The sequence below is a fragment of the Enterococcus sp. C57 genome, from assembly GCF_040887305.1.
Taxonomy (GTDB): Bacteria; Bacillota; Bacilli; order Lactobacillales; family Enterococcaceae; genus Enterococcus_B; species Enterococcus_B hirae.
On record NZ_JBFOFP010000013.1, the window covers coordinates 16,722 to 38,363 of the forward strand.

Sequence of the window (21,642 nt, forward strand, 5' to 3'; positions counted from 1 at the left end):
AAGTGGAGAAAAAATGGAAGAGACAATCAGCTTGAAAGAAATTTTTGAAACATTACGCAAACACGTGATAACAATCCTCATCTCAATGTTTGCTGGTTTGGCCATCTCAGGCATCGTGACGTTTTTCATCTTGACACCAAAATACAGCTCACAAGCCCAATTGATTGTGACAATGCCACAATCAGATACTGTAAATGTCAATGATGTCAATACGAACCTGCAAATGATCAATACGTATAAAGATATGATCGTCAGTGATCTAGTACTAAATGAAGTCAAAGATCGTTTAGAAACAGAAGACAATGTGAAAATGACTGCTGGACAAATCAAAGATGCCATCTCCGTCAATCAGTCACAAAATTCACAAATGTTCTCGATCCAAGCAACAAGCACAAATGCAGTGACGGCTCAACAAATCGCTAATACAACGTCACAAGTATTCCAAGAGAACGCCAAAGATGTGATGAATGTCGATAAAATCTCGATTATCTCAGGTGCAGTTGCCAATACGACACCTGTTTCGCCAAATAATAAATTGAATCTAGTGATTGGCTTAGTGTCAGGAATGATGGTAGGTGTAGGTCTAGCTTTCTTATTTGAATTACTCGACCGGACAGTAAAAGATGAAAAATATGTGACGGATACATTAGGCTTTCCAATCTTAGGGACTGTACCAGAAATGTCAGCGAAAGAATTGAATGCTGGTATCCGTAAAAAAGGAACAGCTCCGACACAACCAAAAGCTACAAACGATAAAACAGCGCCATCACGCAGAAGCCGCTCAAGAGTCTAGGAGGAAAGAAAAATGGCACGAACACAGAAACAAAAAGCAACCCAAACTCATGCAGTCAGTTTGGTCACACTAACAAACCCCTCTTCACTAATAGCCGAACAATATCGTACGATTCGGACGAATATCCAGTTTGCCTCCGCAGCTGGTCAGCAAATCAAAACGATTGTTGTGACTTCATCAGGACCTGAAGAAGGGAAATCTACCACTGCAGCAAACATTGCCGTTGTTTTTGCCAAATCTGGTCAACGGGTGCTGCTAGTCGATGCAGACTTACGTAAGCCCGTCATCTATAAAACGTTCAAGTTGAACAACGCAAGCGGATTAAGTACTGTCCTTAGTTCATCAGGAAGTGTAGCAGATGAGATCCAACGAACACCAGTCGACAATTTGTCGATTCTGCCAAGTGGACCTAAACCACCAAATCCATCAGAGTTACTAAGCTCGCCAAGAATGGATCAGATTTTAGCAGAAGCAAGACAACTATTTGATGTAGTGATCTTCGACATACCGCCAGTCGTTGTCGTAACAGATGCACAGATCATGTCTTCAAAAACGGATGGCACCTTATTGGTCGTACGGGAAAATACGTCACGTAAAGAATCATTGACTAAAGCAAAAGAACTGTTAGATATGGTACAAGCGCGAGTCCTTGGTGTTGTATACAATGGGGCAGAACACAGCAAAGATGCTGGCTATTACTACGGGAATTAAGAAATAAAAAGAGAGGAGACAAGAGAAATGATTGATCTACATTGCCATATCCTGCCAGGAATTGATGACGGAGCAGAAAACTTAGATGCCAGTATCGCCATGGCTGAAAAAGCGATTCAACAAGGGATCACACATATTTTATGCACACCCCATCACAATAATGGAAAATACAGCAATGAAAAATCACAAGTCATTTCTCTAGTCGCTTCGTTACAAGCAGAATTAGAAAAAAGACAATTGCCTTTGACGTTATTGGAAGGACAAGAAGTACGTATTACCGGAACACTGATTGAAGACATCCACCGAGATGAAATTTTATTTACAGATTTAGATGATACATATCTTCTAATCGAAATTCCGACACTGGAAGTGCCGTTATATGCAGAACGGCTCTTTTTTGAGTTGTTACAACTAGGAAAGACACCAGTGATCGTCCATCCAGAACGCAACGCGCATTTTCGTAAAGACCCGAATCATTTGCTTCCGTTTCTAGATATGGGATGTTTGGCCCAACTTACTGCGCCAAGTTATGTTGGTGTATTTGGCAAAGACATCCAGAAAACAGCCAAAACAATGGTCAAACATAATCTCGTGCAGATGGCTGCTTCTGATGCACACGGGGTCTCTAAGCGCACGTTTTACTTAAAAGAGTGCTATGAGCAGATTGCCAAGGACTTTGGTAAGGAAAAAGTAGTACAGATGAAACAAGTCGCAAAGGATCTGATCAACGGGGATGAGATCAGTTATCCAATCTATGAAGAGGTAAAAAAGAAGAAGTTTGGTTTATTTTAGGGGGAGTTAAAAAGTGTTTATATTAACAAGAAGAAGAAAAATTGCCACATTGGTTGTTGTGGACAGCTTGTTATTAATCGCTGCAAATATTGCAGCAGCTAAATTCATGAAGCCGTTTGTATCTATATCAATGGACCTTATTTTAATCTCTATCGGTTTGTCGATTGGTTTTTATTTATTTTATGGTAGTTTATTCAAAGTTTTCACTCGGATCAATCGCTATACAAATTTAAGAGAAATCATTGCAATTTTTAGTTCACTATCTGCAAGTGCTGCCTCAAGTATCCTCATACTGCTGTTCATTAATCGGCGATACAGTTTACGGTTAGTTATCTTTGCTTATCTGCTTTCGCTCTTATTGATCATCGCTAGCCGATTGATCTGGCGTATCTACATCGAAACAAAAAATATGAGATATGTATCAGCAGATTCTGCTAAAAATACCTTGATCGTTGGTGCTGGCGAAGGCGGGCGTATTTTATACAACAGCTTTCTTGGATCCAAAACAGCTCAAGATATCCACGTTGTCGGGTTTGTAGATGATGATCCAAATAAAAGAAATACGTATCTTTCAGGAAAAAAAGTATTAGGTGCATTAAAAGATATTCCGGAATTGATTGAAAAATATGACATTCAAATGGTAACGATCGCTATTCCTTCCTTATCAAGAAAAAAATTACGAAGAATCTTCGAGTTAGTCGAATCCGCTCGTGTGAAAGTCAACACGATGCCTTCTATAGAAGAACTTGCTTCAGGAAAAATTAGTGTATCAAAATTAAAAACAATTGACGTAGTGGATTTACTGGGAAGAGATGAGGTAAAGCTGGATATTGAATCCATCAAAGATCAGATCACAGACAAAGTCATTCTTGTCACCGGCGCAGGAGGATCGATCGGTTCAGAAATCTGTCGGCAAATCATTCAATTCAATCCTGCAAAGCTATTGCTTTTAGGACATGGGGAGAACTCGATCTACTTGATTGACCGTGAGTTACGCACGCATCATCAAAATTATCCTACAGAAATCGTACCGATCATCGCAGATATCCAAGATCGCGAGAAAATCAATGAGATCATGGAACAATATCATCCAGATATTGTCTACCATGCAGCTGCTCATAAACATGTACCACTGATGGAATATAATCCAAAAGAAGCAGTCAAAAACAATATTTTCGGTACAAAAAATGTAGCAGAAGCAGCTAAAGCAGCAAGAGTGAAAAACTTCGTCATGGTATCGACAGATAAAGCTAACAATCCTCCAAATGTCATGGGTTCAACAAAACGAATTGCTGAAATGATCGTGACTGGGTTGAATGAAGAAGGCTGTACGAAATTCTCAGCTGTCAGATTTGGGAATGTCCTTGGTTCTCGTGGTAGTGTGATCCCAGTATTCAGAGAACAAATTGCTCAAGGAGGGCCAGTCACCGTAACAGACTTTCGTATGACCCGATATTTCATGACGATTCCTGAAGCTAGTCGTTTAGTTATTCAATCTGGTGCATTAGCAAAAGGCGGCGAAATCTTTATTTTAGACATGAGCGAACCAGTGAAAATCGTAGATCTAGCCAAAAACATGATCCGATTGAGCGGATACAGCGAAGACGAGATCGAAATCATTGAAACAGGTATCCGTCCAGGGGAAAAACTATATGAAGAACTATTGTTAGATAAGGAAAGAAACGATGAAGCAGTTTACGAGAAGATCTTTGTGGGAAACATCAAAGGTTACTCCATGCAAACAGTGATGGATTTTGTCAAGAGCCTGCCGCAAGACGACGAACAATTGGCTAAAGAGATCGTCACTTTTGCAAATGCTTCAAATAAGTAGGGGGAAAATATAAATGAATAAATTAGAAAAACGTCAGATACCATTTTCACCGCCAGATATTACTGATTTAGAAATAAAAAACGTTGTAGAAGTATTAAAATCTGGATGGATAACTACGGGACCAAAGACAAAAGAATTAGAAAAAAAAATTACAAAGTGGTTAGGAACTTCTAAAGTAGTTTGTTTAAATTCACAAACTGCTGCTGCAGAAACAGGGTTACGTTTGCTGGGAATAGGAGAAAATGATGAGGTTATCGTCCCAGCTTATACTTATTCTGCCAGTGCATCGGTGGTATGCCACATAGGCGCGAACCTAGTTTTAGTAGACTGTCAACAAGATTCTTTGGAGATGGATTACGATGCATTAGAAGCAGCAATTACGGAGAAGACAAAAGTGATTATTCCTGTTGATCTTGGTGGTATACCTTGTGACTACGACCGTATTTTTGAGATTGTGGAGAAAAAAAGAAATTTATTTCAACCTAGTAATGAGATTCAGAAAGCTTATGGTCGTATAATTGTTATGGCAGATTCTGCTCATGCGTTTGGAGCTAATTGGCATGATCATATGGTTGGTAATGTTGCTGATTTGACAACTTTTTCATTTCATGCTGTTAAGAATTTTACAACTGCAGAAGGTGGAGCTTTAGTATGGAAAGAGCACGAAAAACTAGATAATAAGGCAATGTATAATCAATGCCAGTTGCTTTCTTTGCATGGACAGTCAAAAGATGCACTTGCTAAAACACAGTTGGGTGCATGGGAGTACGATATTGTAGGTCCATGGTACAAATGCAATATGACAGACGTAACTGCTGCAATTGGTTTAGCTCAGTTCGAGCGTTATCCTAGACTGCTTGCAAAACGTAAAGACATCATTGCAAAATATGATGATTCGTTTAAGCCGATTGGGATTGAGGTACTGAATCATTATACAGACAAATACCAGAGTTCCGGTCATCTATACATCACACGCATTCCAGAAATCACACCGGAGCAAAGAAATGAAATTATCATTAGGATGGCAGAGAGAGGAATTGCTTGTAATGTACATTATAAGCCACTGCCAATGCACACTGCATATAAGAAACTTGGATTTGACATTAAGAATTATATGAATGCTTATGCGCATTTTGCTAATGAAATCACACTGCCACTTCATACAAAACTGACGGATGAAGAGATTGCATATGTAATCGATAACTATAGTGACATTGTGAAGGAATATATTTAAACAAAAATAAAGGAGAGCATCATATGTATATTGTTATGGGGGCATCCAGTTTTATTGGTGTTTATACTGTTGCTGAATTTTTAAAACAAGGAGAACAGGTAATTGTTACTGGTAGAAATAACAAGTTTAAAGAACATTATGATAAACTTGGAGTTCAATACATTAATTTAAATTTAACCCATAAGGAAGATTTTGAGCAGCTTCCGAAGGAAGGTATAGATGGAGTGATTCTCCTGAGCGGTCTGCTCCCGGCAAATGCACAGGTGAATTTAGATGAAGATGAAAATGCAGATGAATATTTTGCTGTCAACACTATTGGAACAATTAATGTACTTGAGTATTGTAGAAGAAACAGAATAAACAGAATTATTTCAAACTGTTCATATGCAGATGTTAGAGGCGCATGGGGAAAGAAAATAATTACCGAAGACGAACCACGCGATTTTATATATACAGGTGATCACGCTGTGTATGTATTTTCAAAGAACGCCGCTAATGATGCTATGGAGTACTATAATCAGCAGCACGGCATGAAAAATGCCTGGTTTAGATTTCCACCTGTATATGGAGTAGGACCTCATGATTGTTTTTACATTAATGGAACACTGAAGAAATCAGGATTGAAAAAATTTATTGATAATGCATCAGTGGGTGATGATATTTGTATCTTTGGTGACCCAAATCTTAGCCGTGATGTTGTATATGTTAAAGATGTAGCTCATGCATATTATTTAGCTATGAAAAGTGAGCATACATATGGTCTGTATAACATGACATCCGGTCGTGGTGTTACACTGCAAGAACAGGCAGAGATTATTGCAGAGTTGTGGGCTCCAAGCAAGGAGAAAAAATCTAAGATCACTTATAGACCTGAAGTGGTTAATAACACTCCTTCATATATATTCTCTATGGATAAAGCAAAGCGTGATTTTGGATTTGTTCCCCAATATGCAGACTTTAAAGTTATGATGATAGATTATAAAAAAGATTTAGATTCCAATAAATATCAGGAGCTCTTCCATTATGTTAAATAATAAAATGACTCCAGCAGGGAGTATAGGATATAGATTTATAAAAAGAAGTTTCGATATTGTTTGTTCTACAATATTGTTAATTCCGGTAGGAATTGTAATTGGTTTTTCTTCAATTTTCATCAAAAAGGAAGATCACGGGCCGATATTTTATATGGCCAATAGAACAGGTAGATATGGAAAAACATTTAAGATGTTTAAGTTGCGTTCTATGAAAGTAAATGCTCCAGATATACGTCTTGCTGATGGCTCCACATATAATGGAGACGATGATCCTCGCGTAACTAAGTTTGGAAAATTTGCAAGGAAAACGAGTATAGATGAATTACCGCAGATTATTAATATTTTTAAGGGAGATATGACATTTATAGGCCCTCGTCCAGATACCCCTGTAGGATCAGCTGCTTATACATATGAGGAGAAGATTATTCTTAGAGTACGCCCTGGTGTTACTGGATATAATCAGGCTGTAAATAGAAATTCAGTCTTAACAAAAGAAAAACTGAAAAATGATATTTACTATGTTAAGCATATATCGCTTTGGTTTGATATAAAGATAGTATTCATGACTATAGTTACAGTTCTGGGCCACAAAAATGTTAATAGAATAGATGCTACAACAGATAATACCTATGTTCTCAATGAAGATGGAAGTAAAACAGAAAATATTTCGGAGGTTAAATAATGCATAAAAGAATAATGATTTTGGGTGCGAGTATCCTTCAGCTTCCTGCCATTGAGAAGGCATTAGAAATGGGATTACAGGTTGTTGGAGTCGATATGAATCCAGAAGCAATAGGATTGCAGGTTGAAGGAGTTATTCCTGAAATAATAAGTACAATAGATATCCCAGCCGTTGTGGAAGCCGCAAAAAGACATAAGATAGATGGTGTTATGACATTGGCAAGCGATATGCCAATGAGAACCGTAGCTGCTGTGGCCAAGGAATTGGATCTAATTGGGATTACCAGTGATACAGCTCTGAGAGTGACTAACAAAGCTGAAATGCGAAAAGTACTTAAAGAACATAATGTATCGATTCCGGAGTTTTATAAAGTTTCGAATGAAGTGGAATATGAGAAAGCTATTTTATCATTACAATTTCCAATTATAGTAAAGCCTGCTGATAATTCTGGTAGTAGAGGAATTTTTAAATTGGAAAGTGGGGAAGATATTGAGCTGATTCAAGCGGCTTACAAGTACAGCAAGGAATTTTCTAGAAATGGAGATGTAGTGGTCGAGGAATGGATGGAAGGACCAGAAGTTAGCGTAGAAACACTTACAATCGACGGTACATGTCATGTGATTCAGATCACAGATAAGATTACAACTGGCTCCCCACATTTTGTGGAGATGGGTCATACACAGCCAACAAAACTTTCTGATTCGACTTCTGAACAAATAAAGATAGTAGCTAAATCCGCTAATAAAGCATTAGGAATTACAAATGGCCCGTCGCATACAGAAATTATTGTAACGAAAAGTGGCCCTAAGATTGTAGAACTTGGTGCAAGACTAGGCGGTGATTATATTACAACACATTTAGTGACGCTGTCAACAGGAGTCAATATGGTGGAGTGTTGTATTAGAATAGCGTTGGGAGAGAAACCAGATATAACTCCTAAGTTTGCTAAGGGTAGCGCAATAAGATATTTCAATCAAACAGCAGGAGTTATAAAGAACATATACGGTGTTGAGGATGCTAATCGTATGGAAGGTATTCAACAAGTTAGTATTACTCATGGTATTGGTGAAACGATAACACAGATTGACAGTAGTACAGCGAGAATGGGATTTGTGATTGCACAGGGGGATAGTGCGGAAGAGGCAGCTCGAATGTGCAACGGTGCAATGAGTAAAATAAAAGTAGAGATGGAATAAGAATATGAAAAAAGCAGTGATAGTTACTCCGTTTGATAATTATAGTTACAACGTTAGAATTAAATTTGTAGAGGAGTATCTTCAGAAAATTGGATATAACGTAAAAATTCTTTCTTCTGATTTTGATCATAGAAATAAGGAAAAGTATCAAAACAATCGAAAAGGATTAGAATTGCTGAAGGTGCCGGAATATAGGCGAAATTTATCACTTTCAAGAATTCAATCCCATAGGATATTTGCAAGAAAAAGCGTAAAGAGAGCCCTGCAATTGCAACCGGATTTGTTGTATGTTAGTGGGCCTCCGAATTTCCTTTTTAAATATTTTGCCACTAACAAAAGTAGTTTTAAAGGAACAAAGCTCATATTTGAACTCGGTGATATGTGGCCAGAAACAATGCCAATAAATGGAAAAAAGAAAACTTTATTTAAGTTTCCAATGAAGATATGGGCTTCATTAAGAGATAAATACATTGCAAAGGCTGATTTTACAATATTTGAATGCGATTTATTTAAAGAGTTAGTAAACACTAATATAAAGGAGATTAAAGGCGGTACCATATATTTATGTAAAGATGGTACAACAATGGAATTGCCTAAAGAACAAATTTCGAATGAATGTATAGAACTAGTTTATGTTGGATCTATCAATAATATAATTGATGTTGATTTGATAGTAGAAATCTCAAAAAAAATAGCGGTAAAGAAAAAGACAATAGTACACATTATTGGCGATGGTGAACAACGTCAAGATTTAATTTCTGAGTTAAGTGGAAAAAATATTGAAGTCAATTATCATGGAATAGTTTATGATGAGGTTGAAAAATCTAAAATATACAGTAGATGCAGTTTTGCTTTTAATATTATGAAAGAAACCGTATGTGTTGGTCTGACAATGAAAAGTATAGATTATTTTGAAGCAGGATTACCTTTGATAAATAATATTTCAGGCGATACACATGATTTAGTGGTAAACAATAGATGTGGATATAATGTTGATAGGAAGAATTTGGATACTGTTGTAGAAAAAATATGTGCGGTTTCAATGGACGAAGTAAGGAATATGAAAAAAGCCTCTAGAGATATGTATGATAAATATTTTAGTAAGACAGCATTTGAAAAGCAATTTGAGGAAATGATGAGTAAGTTATAATACAGAGGTGTCGAGATGAAAAAAATATTGATTTTTAACGGTTGGTATTTACCGTCTAAGCGATGTGGTGGACCGGTAACAAGTATTAGAAATACTGTTGAGGCGTGTAGTGATGAATTTCAGTTTTATATTGTTGCGTTAAATCATGATTTTGGTGACAACATAGAGTTTCCTAATATTCAAAAAGGATGGAACCAGGTAGGTAAAGCGAAAGTTCTGTATGTCCCAGATAAATATTTTGATTTTAATATGAATCATCTTGAAAAGCTGTTTACTGATCTAAAACCAGATCTAGTGTGGTTTTCTGGTATTCTTCATCCAGAAATCAAGCTTTATACGATGCGGTTGAGTAGGAAACTAAATTTTCCTGTATTGTTTTCTCCACGTGGAGAGGTTAGTCGAGATAGAGTTACAAATCTGAAAGCATATAAAAAAGTACCATATTTATTTTTAGCTAGGCGCTTAGGATTTTATAAAGGAGCATGGTTTCATGCTACCAGCGATGATGAATTTGAAGGCTTAAAATATTATATAGGTGCTCCAGCAGATAGAATTTCATATGTTAGGAATATACCGGTAATGCCGGATAATTATAGGGATGACTATGAAAAAAAATCCGGAGAAATTCGAATAGTATTTATATCAAGAATCCATGAAGTGAAAAACTTAAAATTTGCAGTGGAAGTAGCAACCAAAGTTAAAAATTATAACGTTATTTTTGATGTTTACGGACCAAAAGAGTCACAGGATTATTGGGATGAATGTGAGGAAATAGGGAAAAATGCTCCCACTAATGTGAAGTTAAATTATTGTCGAGTACTTGCTCCAGACGAAGTAGGAAGCACATTTAAGAAGTATGATTGTTTCTTATTTCCGACAATTAATGAAAATTATGGTCATGTTATAGCAGAATCCTTAGCTAATGGTTGTCCGGTGATTTTAAGTAAGGGAACAACTCCTTGGGATGATTTGGATAATATAGCAGGATATGTATGTAACCTTGGGGATGAAGAAGCGTTTGTTGAAGCTATAGGTAAAATAGCAGTATTAAATACCCAAGAGTTTAACTCATTATCAAATAATACGGTTGAGTATTACAAGAAGAAGATTGCCGAGGATGATGCAATTAAAGGTCATATAGATATGTTTAATCGAATTATAAGCTCTTAAGAAAAGGAATTAAATTTATTATGATAAAATTTATTGGAATATTATTAGGCCTGTTTTTTTTATTAATGTTATATATCTATTACCAAAAAGAAAAAGATTTTTTAGAGCCAAAGGTTTTGTTTTTGATATTGGAATTTATTTCTTACGTTCCTGGAATGATTCTGTTTACATCAGAATCATCTATAGAATTTACGGTTGCGGGATGTATGAAGGTGATGTTATTTGAATTAATATATGTTTTTTCAGCATTAGCAGGCATTAATTTATCGAGGAAGATATTTGTAGCGGAGAAAAACAAGGTATATGATATTCCACTAATTAATATTATTATATTTTTTGCGATCGGTTTTGGGGCGAAAATATTGGTTATCCTCAAGTTAGGTGGACTCTCATTTGTAATTCAAAACGGACAGCTTGCATACTTGATGCAATCCCATGGATATGGAATATATACTATGTTTTATAAATTTATGGTTGTTGCAATACTAGCAATGTTTGAAAAATTCGTCATTCACAAAGAACGAAGAGTATATAAAGTACTGTTGATTGTAATGATCTCTTTATACGCATTATCTTTTCTTATCTATACAAGCCGGACTCCAGCGTTTATTGTAGTATTGATTACTTTTTTTATATATAATTTTGAGATTCGAAGAATGAATTTATCAAGAGTGCTAAATTTAAGAGTTATTTTAGTAGTAGTATTACTTGTATTTTTGGCATATACAGCAACATTGAGTAGGACTGAGAATTCAAATAAAGTAAGTCAGTCCATGTGGGAAGATTTATTTTATAACTATACTAATGTCGGTCGTGATATCAAAGTTTATGATTACTTTTCTGATCATGAAAAATGGCTAGGAAAAGGATATCTTAATATTATTCCTTCTTTAATTCCAGGAACTAAATCGAAACCAAGTACGGATGATGGAATTTATTTAGTCAATATTATAAGAGGAAACGATATAGACATTAATGCCAACAGTGACGAATTGCCGAGTCAGACAGGAAGTGTACCATTTACAACTCCAGGATATATGTATGCCAATTTTGGTTTTGTTGGGGTTTTATTAGGAGGTATAATAGAAGGATTTCTTATAGGATTATCATATAAGAAAATGCAAAAAAACAAAAATGCATTTAATGTAGCTATATATTTCTATATGATATATTCTTTTGGTTTATCTACGGGAAGAATGGTGCCCACAATGATTTCCATTATCTTTATATGGTTATTTAAAAAAGTCATAAACATCAGAGTGAAAGTATATAGGTGAATTCAATAATGAACGAACGTAAAGTCGAATTAGATATATTAAAAGGCATTGGCATTATTTTTATGATAATGGGACATATTGAATATGGGGATATATTTAATAAACTTATCTATGGATTTCATATGGTTTTGTTTATATGTGTATCTGGATTTTTATATAAAGATTACAATGGATCCGTGAAATCATGGCTAAGAAAAAAAGGCAGAAGTTTACTGGTTCCATATTTGACCTTTGGTGCTCTATTTTTAGCAATTTCTTTAACTCAAGGTGTTTTGGGAATGGAACCGTTGGAAGATTTTAAATCTCATTTCATTAATTTTCTATGGATAAATACAGATGGCTTGGCTGTTGCGGGAGCGATATGGTATTTGACAGCTATTTTTATTATAGAATTTCTTTTCTTTTCGTTAAATAAAAAAGTTAAGAATAGAGTGATTAAAGTGGGGGTGATTCTAGTAATTTTTATATTAGGAATTATACTCGGAAATTTTGGGATAAGGTTACCATGGGCGATAGATGTGTCATTCGTTGGTTTGTTTTTCTATAGCATTTCAGTTTATTTGAAAAAATATGAAAGAAACTTAAAAAACATAAAAACATATGACATTTCTATATTATTAGTATTAGGAGTATGTTGTATACTTTTCAATGATGATGTTAATCTCAGGATGGGAAATTATGGGAATCCATTTTTGTTTGTCACTGGGTCACTTCTGACGGTGTTCGTAATATATAGATTGGCATTAAAGATATCTAAATATAAAAATATATTTGTAAATGAGATATCTTATATTGGAAAAAAAAGCTTAGTATATCTATGCTTGAATGAATTTGTGCTATTCTTTTTGAAAAGATTGATTATAAATACAAGTTCTGAGTTTATAGAGCTTATTAGTAGAATTGTAGTTTTGTTAATTACATTATTAGTACTCCATATAATTGATATCATTCTAGAAAAAACACCATTCAGAATAATGCTAGGAAAAGTGTATTGATCAAAACGCAGAAGGAGAAATAACAATTTATTATTAGATGTGTGGGAATGATGAATCAAAAAGTTAATGAATGGAGAATTATAGGATAAATACTAGTATAAAAAAACTGCTATTAAATATGTTGCATCAAATTTTAAGCATGGTTCCCCCATTTATTACGAGACCATATGTATCCAGAATATTAGGGCCAGATGAAATTGGATACAGATTATGGAAAGTCAATTCAGGAGTGAAGCATTCAAAATATATAAATTTTTAGAAAAAGACAGAATGTCAATAGACTAGACAATTATTGAAGGACATGTCTAAAGATAAGAGCAGCACAAAAAAAGAAATCAAAAATAAAAAAACATGGACAGTTTGCTTACATTGCAAAGCAAAGTAGAAATCAATTATAGATGTTGTACGTGTGTATGGTACACATTCAATAGAGGGCATATACAGGGGAGATTCTGATGATAGGTTCGTGAAACGAGTTGGGGTATATCTTGATGAAATAGTAGGAACAACATTGAACAGGTTAATGCAATACCATAAAATTACGTAGAGCACGGTTTAAATAAAGAACCAGAGAAAGAGCCAACGATTACTTATTACGTCACAGAGCATCCATCTAATAAGAGTGGTAAATAAAGGATTATGTATAGAAATATCTTGAAATTAAGTCTGAAATGTATTAATGACGAAAACGGATATTATCTGGAGAACATTTTCACGTTATTAAATGTGCGATTAATTATAATTGTTTATATTTAAGAGGTATACTTTCAGGGGACGCACATTTAATAAATAAAGCTGTAGCTACATACAGGATTCATTCGAAGAAATATTTCAAAAGAAAAATTTAGTAATAAGTTTATGGACAGGTGTTTAAATGGAAAAAATCTATTTATAATTATGCTATAAATAATTTTTAATTGGAATATGGTAAGCGATTGTTTAATTTTTTAATTAAATATGTCTACTTATTATTTTAATAGTTTTTCTAACTATAAATCGGTAAATTTACTTCGCATATTAAGGTGGGTTACATTAAAAGGATAGAGAATTCGTACTCATTTTTTATCAGTTTATTAAGAAGAAGTAAAATAAGTTTGGAGGGATAAAGTGAAAAGTAATTTAAAAACTAATTTTATATATAATTCTGCATATCAGATGTTGTCTATGATAGTTCCACTTGTGACTACTCCTTATATTTCTAGAGTTTTAGGTGCAGATGGAGTTGGAATTTACTCTTATAATTATTCGATTGCGGCCTATTTCGTTATGTTTATTCTTCTTGGTCTAAATAATTATGGTAATCGAGAAATAGCAATAGAAAGAAGCTGTAAAGAAAAAGTATCACGAAAATTTTGGTCAATATATTCATTACAAATACTTCTAGGAATATTTATAAATTTGTTATATTTTTTTTATTGCATTTTTATTGCTACGAATCAAGTAGTAGCGCTGACATTATTATTTTATACTTTATCAGGGATATTTGATATAAACTGGTTTTTCTTTGGGATGGAAGAATTTCGTATTACAGTTATTAGAAATACATTAGTAAAAATTCTTAGTACCGTAGCTATTTTTCTTTTTGTTAAAAAACCGAGTGATATAAATATATATACATTAATCTTATCACTTAGTTTCTTAGTTAGCCAAATCTTATTATGGCCATATTTGATAAAAAAAGTATATTTTTATAAGCCAAAGCTTTCAGAAGTAGTATCTCATATAAAGCCAAATCTATTTCTGTTTCTTACTGTAGTAGCTGTAAGTATTTATAGGACAATGGATAAGATTATGCTAGGATATTTAACTGATAATTTACAAGTTGGGTATTTTGAATCTTCAGAAAAAATTATTCAAGTTCCTATGCTCCTAATTACTTCATTAGGAATGATTATGCTACCTAGAATGAGCAATCTCGCAAACAATAAGAAAAGTATTGAAAGTAAAAAGTTAATAAACAAAAGTATTCTATTTGCAATGTTCCTATCCTCTTCTTTATGTTTTGGAATAATGGGGGTAGCAAGTGAATTTGTTCCCCTTTTTTTTGGTAAAGGTTTTGAAACTTGTATTTATTTATTTTGGATTCTGTTACCTAGTTGTCTTTTTTTAGCATTTGCTAATGTTGTACGAACTCAGTATGTTATTCCCAATAAATTGGACCAAATTTATGTGAAATCTGTTTTTATCGGTGCAATAGTTAATTTTTTATCTAATTCGTTACTTATTAAAAATTATTATTCTATTGGAGCTGCAATAGGTACATTATTAGCAGAAATAGCTGTGTGTGTATATATAAGCTATAAGATAAGAAATGATTTAGACATATCTTACATGGTATGGATTTCTGTACCTTTTATTATTTCTGGGATAATAATGTTCAGTGTATTATTAAATGTTAAATTACCCTTTGAAAGTTTAAGCTCCATAATGCTAGGGAAAATTTTGATAGGCGTTCCAATTTACATGGGTTCATTATTATTACAAATAATAATAATAAAATTAACAAAAAAAATTGTTTAATTTTTCCAATATAGAAGGCTTCTATATTGTTTATTGCTTCTTTATAAATATATCTAATAGAAGTTATGCTTCTATTATTTTTGGATGGGATAGGTTCTACTGGTGTATTTTTATTGATTTAAAAAATAGAAGATATATCATGATTACTCTGTACTAAATGTCTATTTAAAAGAGAAATGTTTAACTAAAAACATTTAGATCAAATTTGTTTGATCTATCGTAGCATACTTTTTTATTAGTTAAAATGTTCCGGTTGTCTGCCTTCGCTCATTAAAAAGAACAAACTAATGATTAAAATTGCCGGCAAAAAAACATTTCTATTTCTTCGGTTTATTGAATCAGGAAAAATTTTTATCGTCCATTGAATCCTTTGAAACAAAGCTTGCCAAAAATCTTATGTTTCGATGAATTTAGCCTGTTCGTAGTGTGTCTAGCTCCATGAGCTTCATCCTGATGGACGGTGACACCTATGAACTACTGGATATTTTAGAAAATCGACGATTTCCCTGTCTAGAATGTTACTTTATGCGCTTCTCATCAGAGGTTCGAGAGGCGATTAAATTAATGTGTGCACCTCTTATGTTTCCTTAGTGAAAAAACAGTTTCTAACCGCGAAACTGATCATTGAACGATTCCACATTGTCCAGCATATCGGTAGAACATTTCGCAATCAACGAATCAAAGAAACGAATTCATTGCCTAAACGTTGATCTTCTTTCCAAAAAAGTATAGGGTGAAAGCTGAAAAGTTACTGGAAGCTTCTACAAAAAGAAGAGGAGAAACTGGATTATATCAAATGCCTTTGGCGAATCTATTTAAAGATTATTTAACTGAGAATGAAATAGTGGATCGCTTTCTCAGAGACTGTCCTAGTCTACGCACTAGTTATCAACTCTATCAAAACTTACTTTATGCAGTTAAAAAACGTGAAATCGAAACGTTTAAGAATATTTGAATGTGGAAAAAATAGACCTTCTTAAGATTTATAATACGACTTTGAAAACTTTCAAAGATTTTCTTCCACAAATTGAGAACGCTCTAGGTTTTAACTACTCAAATGGTCCTTTGGAGTGTTTGAATAATCATATCGAGGTATTAAAACGAAATGCCTATGAGTTTCGAAGCTTTTATAACTTTAAATTGCGAATCATGATTCGATATGTGAAAGCATTGCTCATAAAATAAAAAATGACCAGAAAGAAAAAATTTCTTTCTGGTCAAAATCATTCTAGGATATCTCTTCACCAACATCATTTGACAAAGAGCCTAAGAATTATAGTATCAAAATAGATCACTATATTAATCTCGTTGAAATAAATCTCTAGTGTATACTTTTTCTTTTACATCATTAAGAATACTATCATATCGATTAGCAATAATACTATGACTTATGCTTTTAAATTTTTCTAAATCATTTATTACTTTTGAACCAAAAAATGTACTATCATCTTTAAGTGTTGGCTCGTAAATTATCACAGTGGCTCCCTTTGCCTTGATTCTTTTCATAATACCTTGAATAGAAGATTGACGGAAGTTATCCGAATTACTTTTCATTGTAAGCCTATAGACTCCAATAATCACTTCTTTTTCTAGAGACAAATCGAAAGTATTGTCATCATCGTAAGAATAATATCCAGTTTTTTGAAGCACGCGGTCTGCTATAAAGTCTTTTCTTGTTCGGTTACTATCGACAATTGCACTCATCATATTTTGAGGTATATCGTTATAGTTAGTTAGAAGTTGCTTTGTGTCTTTTGGTAAACAATAGCCACCGTATCCAAAAGAGGGATTATTGTAATGAGTGCCAATTCTTGGATCGAGACATACTCCATTGATAATATCTTTGGTATTTAATTCTTTCATTTCTGCATAAGTATCAAGTTCATTGAAGTAAGATACTCGAAGTGCAAGGTAAGTATTAGCGAATAATTTAACTGCCTCAGCTTCTGTGAATCCCATGAAAAGAGTTTCGATATCTTTTTTGATTGCTCCTTCTTGGAGTAAATCTGCAAAAGTATGAGAGGCTTCTAGTAAAGTTTTGTCATTTTGGTCCGTGCCAACAATAATTCGCGAAGGGTATAGATTGTCATATAATGCCTTAGATTCTCTGAGAAATTCTGGGCTGAATAGAATATTTTTAGTATTGTATTTTTCACGAATGCTTTCGGTATAGCCTACAGGTACCGTCGATTTGATAACCATTATTGCTTTTGGATTGACTGCTAATACCAATTCAATTACTGATTCTACAGCAGAAGTGTCAAAATAATTTTGTTTACTATCATAATTTGTTGGGGCAGCAATGACAACAAAATCAGCTTTTTTATAAGCGGTTGCTCCATCTGTCGTTGCAATTAAATTAAGATTTTTTTCAGCTAGATATTTTTCAATGTAATCGTCTTGTATTGGCGATTTCTTATTATTGATTTGTTTTACTTTTTCAGGAATAATGTCTACTGCTGTTACCTGATTGTGCTGAGCAAGAAGAATAGCAATGGAAAGACCTACATAACCAGTACCAGCTACAGCAATATTCTTCGACTGATGTTTTGTTCTGTTTGATTTATTTGATTCATTTATAAATAGATCTGTTGGTTCAAAATTTAGAACTTCGGCTAATGATTCTAATTGTTGTATTGAAGGGATAAAATCGAGAGATTCTAATCGACTAATTAAGGCGCGGTTGATACCAGTAGCTACTGCAAGTTGTTGTTGTGTCATTTTTAGAGATTTTCTAGAATCAATAATGATTTGAGCTAAACGTTTTTGAGATAACTTTTTCATGATATACTCCTTTTTGTTACTATTAATAACAAATGATTTTTTCTTCTATAACAGAATAGCTTATTATTAATAAATATGTCAATTTTTTTATTGATTAAAAAGATATTTTTTAGTTTTAAGTATTTTCACTTATTTTTTTGTTACTTAAAGTAACCTTGTAGATTGTGAATAACCTTATACATAAAAAGTTTCCGTGAGTCCCTACAATATAAAGAATAAAAAAATGTGATGTTTTAAACTGTAACCAACCACAATAAACTGCTTCTCAATTCTCCCCCATACGCAATACATAGGCGTCAAGCAGAATTCTCGCGATGATCTGGAGAGGCAAACGTGACCGTACTTCATAATCAGGGAAATAAGAACCTTCTGATTTGAAACCTACGAGATTGATCTCGCAATAGTCTTTCAGTGTAGAGGAATGATTGGCTGTAACTAGAATTGAACCAATCTCTGCATCATAGCAATTCTTTGCGGCAGTGACGAGTTCTTTTGTCTCGCCGTTCAAAGAAACAAAAATAACGCTGTCTTTCTTAGTTAGTTTTCGACTGATGCTTTTGATAATCTCTGGATCAGTATGCATTTGACAATTTTTTCCTGTTAATTGAAGTTTTACCAGCATTTCTTGGCCAATCATTTCTGAAAATCCTCGGGCAAAGACAAAAACCCGGTCAGCAAATTTGATTATTTGTATCGCATCCTCAATATTTCCGATTTCCAACATATTGATCGTACGTACCACTTCTTGTTCATTTTTTAGAATGGCTCGGCGGATGCCTTTGTCTACTTTATCTAAGAAAGAAAAATTGATGTTCTTGTTTTCTCCTTCTTTTAGATGATGCTTAAACGAAGTAAACCCTTCATAGCCTTTCTTTTTCATTGTCCGCACAATGGTGGCTGTTGAGACATTTGCTTGTTCACTTAGATTCACAATGGAGTAGTTAGGGATCTCTAGGATATGGTGTTCGATAAAGTTCCAGAGGTACTGTTCTGTTTCACTTAATTTGTGATCCATATTCTTTCCTTCTTTCACCAAAAGTTAGTTAAAAAATAGGCTCTTTGTCAAATGATGTTGGTAAAGAGAAATCTTAGAATAATTAGGACAGAAAGAAAACTTCTGGTTCTTTTTCAATAAGGACTGATGAGTGGTATAAAATCAAAATTGAGTCAGAAGGAACCTCATTCTGCCCCAGTTTTGATTTTTTATAATTTTTACTTTATAAGATTCTATTTTTTAAGCTGGAGTCGTTTCGGAAACAATCCAAGAAATAGTATCTGAATAATTTTTGCTTAAATCAATTGGAGGGTTTGTATTACCAGGTATTGGAGAACCAAAAAGTATATAGCGTGATAACGGTGATTTTGTGTTTCCTTAAGCTGATTAAGTAAATGTAATTTTTTTAAGATCAGTTGCTTCAGCAGCATTATTTTTCATTTTATCAGTTAAAGCAGTAGGTTCTGCAGCACCTTGTTCCGTTTATTCACTATATAACCATGTCCAATCCTTACCATCAGAAGTTTTGACTAGCATATACCCATCGCTATCTACATATTGAGGAGTATCGTTGACACTGAAGGTACGATCCTTAGAAGAATCTTCAAAAGATTTACCATCTGCATCTACAATTGCTAGTTGTCCCATACCATACTTAAATGTGACATTATCAGATTTATCTTCCTTTGTTTCATTGATTGTTGCAGGAACAGAGATTCCCCAATCTTTTGGTTGAGGGGCGGTACCTGTATAAGAAACTACTGTATTACCCTCTTTTGTAGTGTCCGCATGTACGGGCCAATTATGAAATTCTTAAAGCAGAGATCCCCATAATTGCTGCTGCTCCTAATGTGATCATTTTACTGTTCATACATTTATTCTCCTTTTTTAAGGAAGAAAAATTAATCATGTTAAATAACTTTTTTACAGATGAGAAAAAATATTTTCAGTTTTTTGAAGAGAAATATTAGAACTGCTATTTTCATAAGAATTATTCACCAATTGCTTAAAGAATGGAAGAAATATGTGAAGAGATCAAAAAAATTCATAGTATGGAAAGCATATACAAATTTTTTATTACAAATATTACCTAAAAAAACTAGAGATATTTATTTAAAAAAGTTCAACTCTTCTAAAAATTATTGGTTAAATAAAGGTGGTTCATTACCTTTAGATGTTGTGGAAGAATTGAAAAATTTTGATGTTTCATTTGTAGATTTAGGCAAACCAAATAATAATAGAAAGTATAAAACTGAATATTACTGGATTAAATTTTATGATTGTCTTGATGAGGTACCGGTTAAACATTTTCGATTGATTCCATCGTATAAAAGAATGTGTATTAAAATTCTAAAAAATGAGACATCCTGTCGATATATTTTTTTCTCAAACAAAGGATGAATTACAAAAGAAAGAAGAAACAATAAAATTATGGAAAACAGAAGAAATTTATAAGTCCTGTTTATAAAGTGTGTAGAATTCAGATAAATAAAATACGAGCAAATGATTATAATTCTAATAATGTAGCTCCTACGGAACTAAAATTATTAGAAAAATCAATTTTAGCAGATGGTTGTACAATGCAATTGTCTATTATTATGTAAATGAAAAGAATTACTATGAAATTATTGATGGTTATCATAGATATTTAGTAATGAAAAAGTTAAAAGAGATTGCAGAAAGAGAAGAAAATCATTTGCCAGTAGTTATCATTGATAAACCAATAGTCGATAGAATTGCCAGTACAATTCGCCATAATCGAGCAAGAGGTAGATCATATGGTAGAAATTATTCAAAAGTTAGTAGGATCAGTAGTAAGTGATCAATGGATTATATAACAAACTTGGGTATGGACAAAGACGAGCTATTAAGGTTGAAGAAGATTAGCGGATTAGTTTCTTTGTTTGCAAAGGAAGATTTTTCTGAAGCATGGGAAGAGATATAATTATTTACCTTAATTTAAATTTAGGCAGAAGTTGCTGCCATCCATTCTTAAGTTAAGTAATGAAATATTTGATGATGTTAAAGATACTTTTGAAAGAATTTTAGAATTGTACCATTGGAGATTCTGAGAAGAATACAAACCCAAGTATATAGAAAACTATAATTTTCTATATACTTGGGATTTTTACAAGTTATATCTGGATCAATAAGAACCATGGAGTATTTAATTGTAATGGTCCACCAATATGTGGAGAAATATACTAAACTGAAATTTTCAGTTATGGTATAATGTTTATGCTGTCTGCTACCCCGGCCTATTCTGGCAAGGGGAGGAGGTTGTATAATGAATTACCTTTTCGATATGTTTTTTGCAATTGTAGCAGAAGTAATCGCGCATTACATCTGTAAATGGCTTGATTGCAAAATTATTGCCAAAAAAGACAGTAAGCCTACCTGTTAATCTGAAAAGAACGTAAAAGAAAACCACTAGCCCGCCAGCTAGTGGTTTTTGGTGTATAATGAATTATCTTTTCGT

General features: G+C 33.5%; 17 protein-coding genes and 2 pseudogenes. 17 read left to right on the forward strand and 2 right to left on the reverse strand.

Translation table 11 applies throughout. The features are described 5' to 3' along the window. The first annotated feature begins 13 nt into the window (after nt 1-13). The 14 genes and pseudogenes from AB5M32_RS13105 to AB5M32_RS13170 form a co-directional block, all read left to right on the forward strand. Entirely contained in the window at nt 14-793 is a 780-nt protein-coding gene (locus tag AB5M32_RS13105) for a YveK family protein (RefSeq protein WP_252711026.1), read from the forward strand. A 12-nt stretch (nt 794-805) separates the two neighbouring features. Next, a complete protein-coding gene (locus tag AB5M32_RS13110) occupies nt 806-1,504 on the forward strand; it encodes a CpsD/CapB family tyrosine-protein kinase (protein WP_136771184.1) in 699 nt (232 codons plus the stop codon). 27 nt (nt 1,505-1,531) lie between these two features. Further along, entirely contained in the window at nt 1,532-2,296 is a 765-nt protein-coding gene (locus tag AB5M32_RS13115; RefSeq protein ID WP_368020671.1) for a tyrosine-protein phosphatase, read from the forward strand. 13 nt (nt 2,297-2,309) lie between these two features. Continuing rightward, nucleotides 2,310-4,127: a polysaccharide biosynthesis protein gene (locus AB5M32_RS13120; RefSeq protein WP_252711028.1), complete on the forward strand. Its 1,818-nt coding sequence runs from the start codon at nt 2,310-2,312 to the stop codon at nt 4,125-4,127. Nucleotides 4,128-4,140: 13 nt separating this feature from the next. Further along, complete coding sequence (locus tag AB5M32_RS13125; protein WP_010738106.1) at nt 4,141-5,361, forward strand: DegT/DnrJ/EryC1/StrS aminotransferase family protein; 1,221 nt, start codon at nt 4,141-4,143, stop codon at nt 5,359-5,361. Nucleotides 5,362-5,384: 23 nt separating this feature from the next. Continuing rightward, nucleotides 5,385-6,395 carry an NAD(P)-dependent oxidoreductase gene (locus tag AB5M32_RS13130; protein ID WP_136771181.1) on the forward strand — a complete coding sequence of 337 codons (1,011 nt, stop codon included), beginning with the start codon at nt 5,385-5,387 and terminating at the stop codon, nt 6,393-6,395. Further along, nucleotides 6,385-7,077 (forward strand): sugar transferase, encoded by a 693-nt coding sequence (locus AB5M32_RS13135; protein WP_136771180.1) that lies wholly within the window; start codon nt 6,385-6,387, stop codon nt 7,075-7,077. The genes AB5M32_RS13130 and AB5M32_RS13135 overlap by 11 nt, the downstream gene beginning before the upstream one ends. Beyond that, nucleotides 7,077-8,273, forward strand: coding sequence for an ATP-grasp domain-containing protein (locus tag AB5M32_RS13140; protein WP_368020672.1), 1,197 nt, complete (start codon nt 7,077-7,079; stop codon nt 8,271-8,273). The genes AB5M32_RS13135 and AB5M32_RS13140 overlap by 1 nt, the downstream gene beginning before the upstream one ends. A gap of 4 nt (nt 8,274-8,277) precedes the next feature. Continuing rightward, nucleotides 8,278-9,423, forward strand: coding sequence for a glycosyltransferase (locus AB5M32_RS13145; RefSeq protein ID WP_002323845.1), 1,146 nt, complete (start codon nt 8,278-8,280; stop codon nt 9,421-9,423). Between the two features lie 15 nt (nt 9,424-9,438). Further along, on the forward strand, nt 9,439-10,593 hold the full coding sequence (locus AB5M32_RS13150) for a glycosyltransferase family 4 protein (protein ID WP_002323846.1): 1,155 nt from the start codon (nt 9,439-9,441) through the stop codon (nt 10,591-10,593). 20 nt (nt 10,594-10,613) lie between these two features. Continuing rightward, nucleotides 10,614-11,870: an O-antigen polymerase gene (locus AB5M32_RS13155; RefSeq protein WP_002323847.1), complete on the forward strand. Its 1,257-nt coding sequence runs from the start codon at nt 10,614-10,616 to the stop codon at nt 11,868-11,870. Nucleotides 11,871-11,878: 8 nt separating this feature from the next. Continuing rightward, the gene (locus AB5M32_RS13160; protein WP_010738101.1) at nt 11,879-12,865 is read left to right on the forward strand and encodes an acyltransferase family protein; all 987 of its coding nucleotides are present in this window, start codon (nt 11,879-11,881) and stop codon (nt 12,863-12,865) included. Between the two features lie 1,107 nt (nt 12,866-13,972). Beyond that, nucleotides 13,973-15,385, forward strand: coding sequence for a flippase (locus AB5M32_RS13165; protein ID WP_010738100.1), 1,413 nt, complete (start codon nt 13,973-13,975; stop codon nt 15,383-15,385). 304 nt (nt 15,386-15,689) lie between these two features. Continuing rightward, nucleotides 15,690-16,570 (forward strand): annotated as a pseudogene (locus AB5M32_RS13170) (transposase); the annotation flags it as partial. Nucleotides 16,571-16,684: 114 nt separating this feature from the next. On the opposite strand, the gene AB5M32_RS13175 reads toward AB5M32_RS13170, so the two are convergent. Beyond that, complete coding sequence (locus AB5M32_RS13175) at nt 16,685-18,169, reverse strand: nucleotide sugar dehydrogenase (RefSeq protein WP_368024507.1); 1,485 nt, start codon at nt 18,167-18,169, stop codon at nt 16,685-16,687. A gap of 265 nt (nt 18,170-18,434) precedes the next feature. Beyond that, nucleotides 18,435-19,184 carry a MurR/RpiR family transcriptional regulator gene (locus AB5M32_RS13180; RefSeq protein ID WP_368024508.1) on the reverse strand — a complete coding sequence of 250 codons (750 nt, stop codon included), beginning with the start codon at nt 19,182-19,184 and terminating at the stop codon, nt 18,435-18,437. A gap of 550 nt (nt 19,185-19,734) precedes the next feature. Here AB5M32_RS13180 and AB5M32_RS13185 point away from each other — a divergent pair. The 3 genes and pseudogenes from AB5M32_RS13185 to AB5M32_RS13195 all read left to right on the forward strand — a co-directional run bounded on the left by AB5M32_RS13185 (nt 19,735) and on the right by AB5M32_RS13195 (nt 21,108). After that, on the forward strand, nt 19,735-19,899 hold the full coding sequence (locus AB5M32_RS13185) for a hypothetical protein (RefSeq protein ID WP_154650183.1): 165 nt from the start codon (nt 19,735-19,737) through the stop codon (nt 19,897-19,899). Nucleotides 19,900-20,189: 290 nt separating this feature from the next. Next, nucleotides 20,190-20,564: a DUF3440 domain-containing protein gene (locus tag AB5M32_RS13190; protein WP_010738095.1), complete on the forward strand. Its 375-nt coding sequence runs from the start codon at nt 20,190-20,192 to the stop codon at nt 20,562-20,564. 50 nt (nt 20,565-20,614) lie between these two features. After that, a pseudogene (locus AB5M32_RS13195) lies at nt 20,615-21,108 on the forward strand (IbrB-like domain-containing protein). Nucleotides 21,109-21,642: the final 534 nt, after the last annotated feature.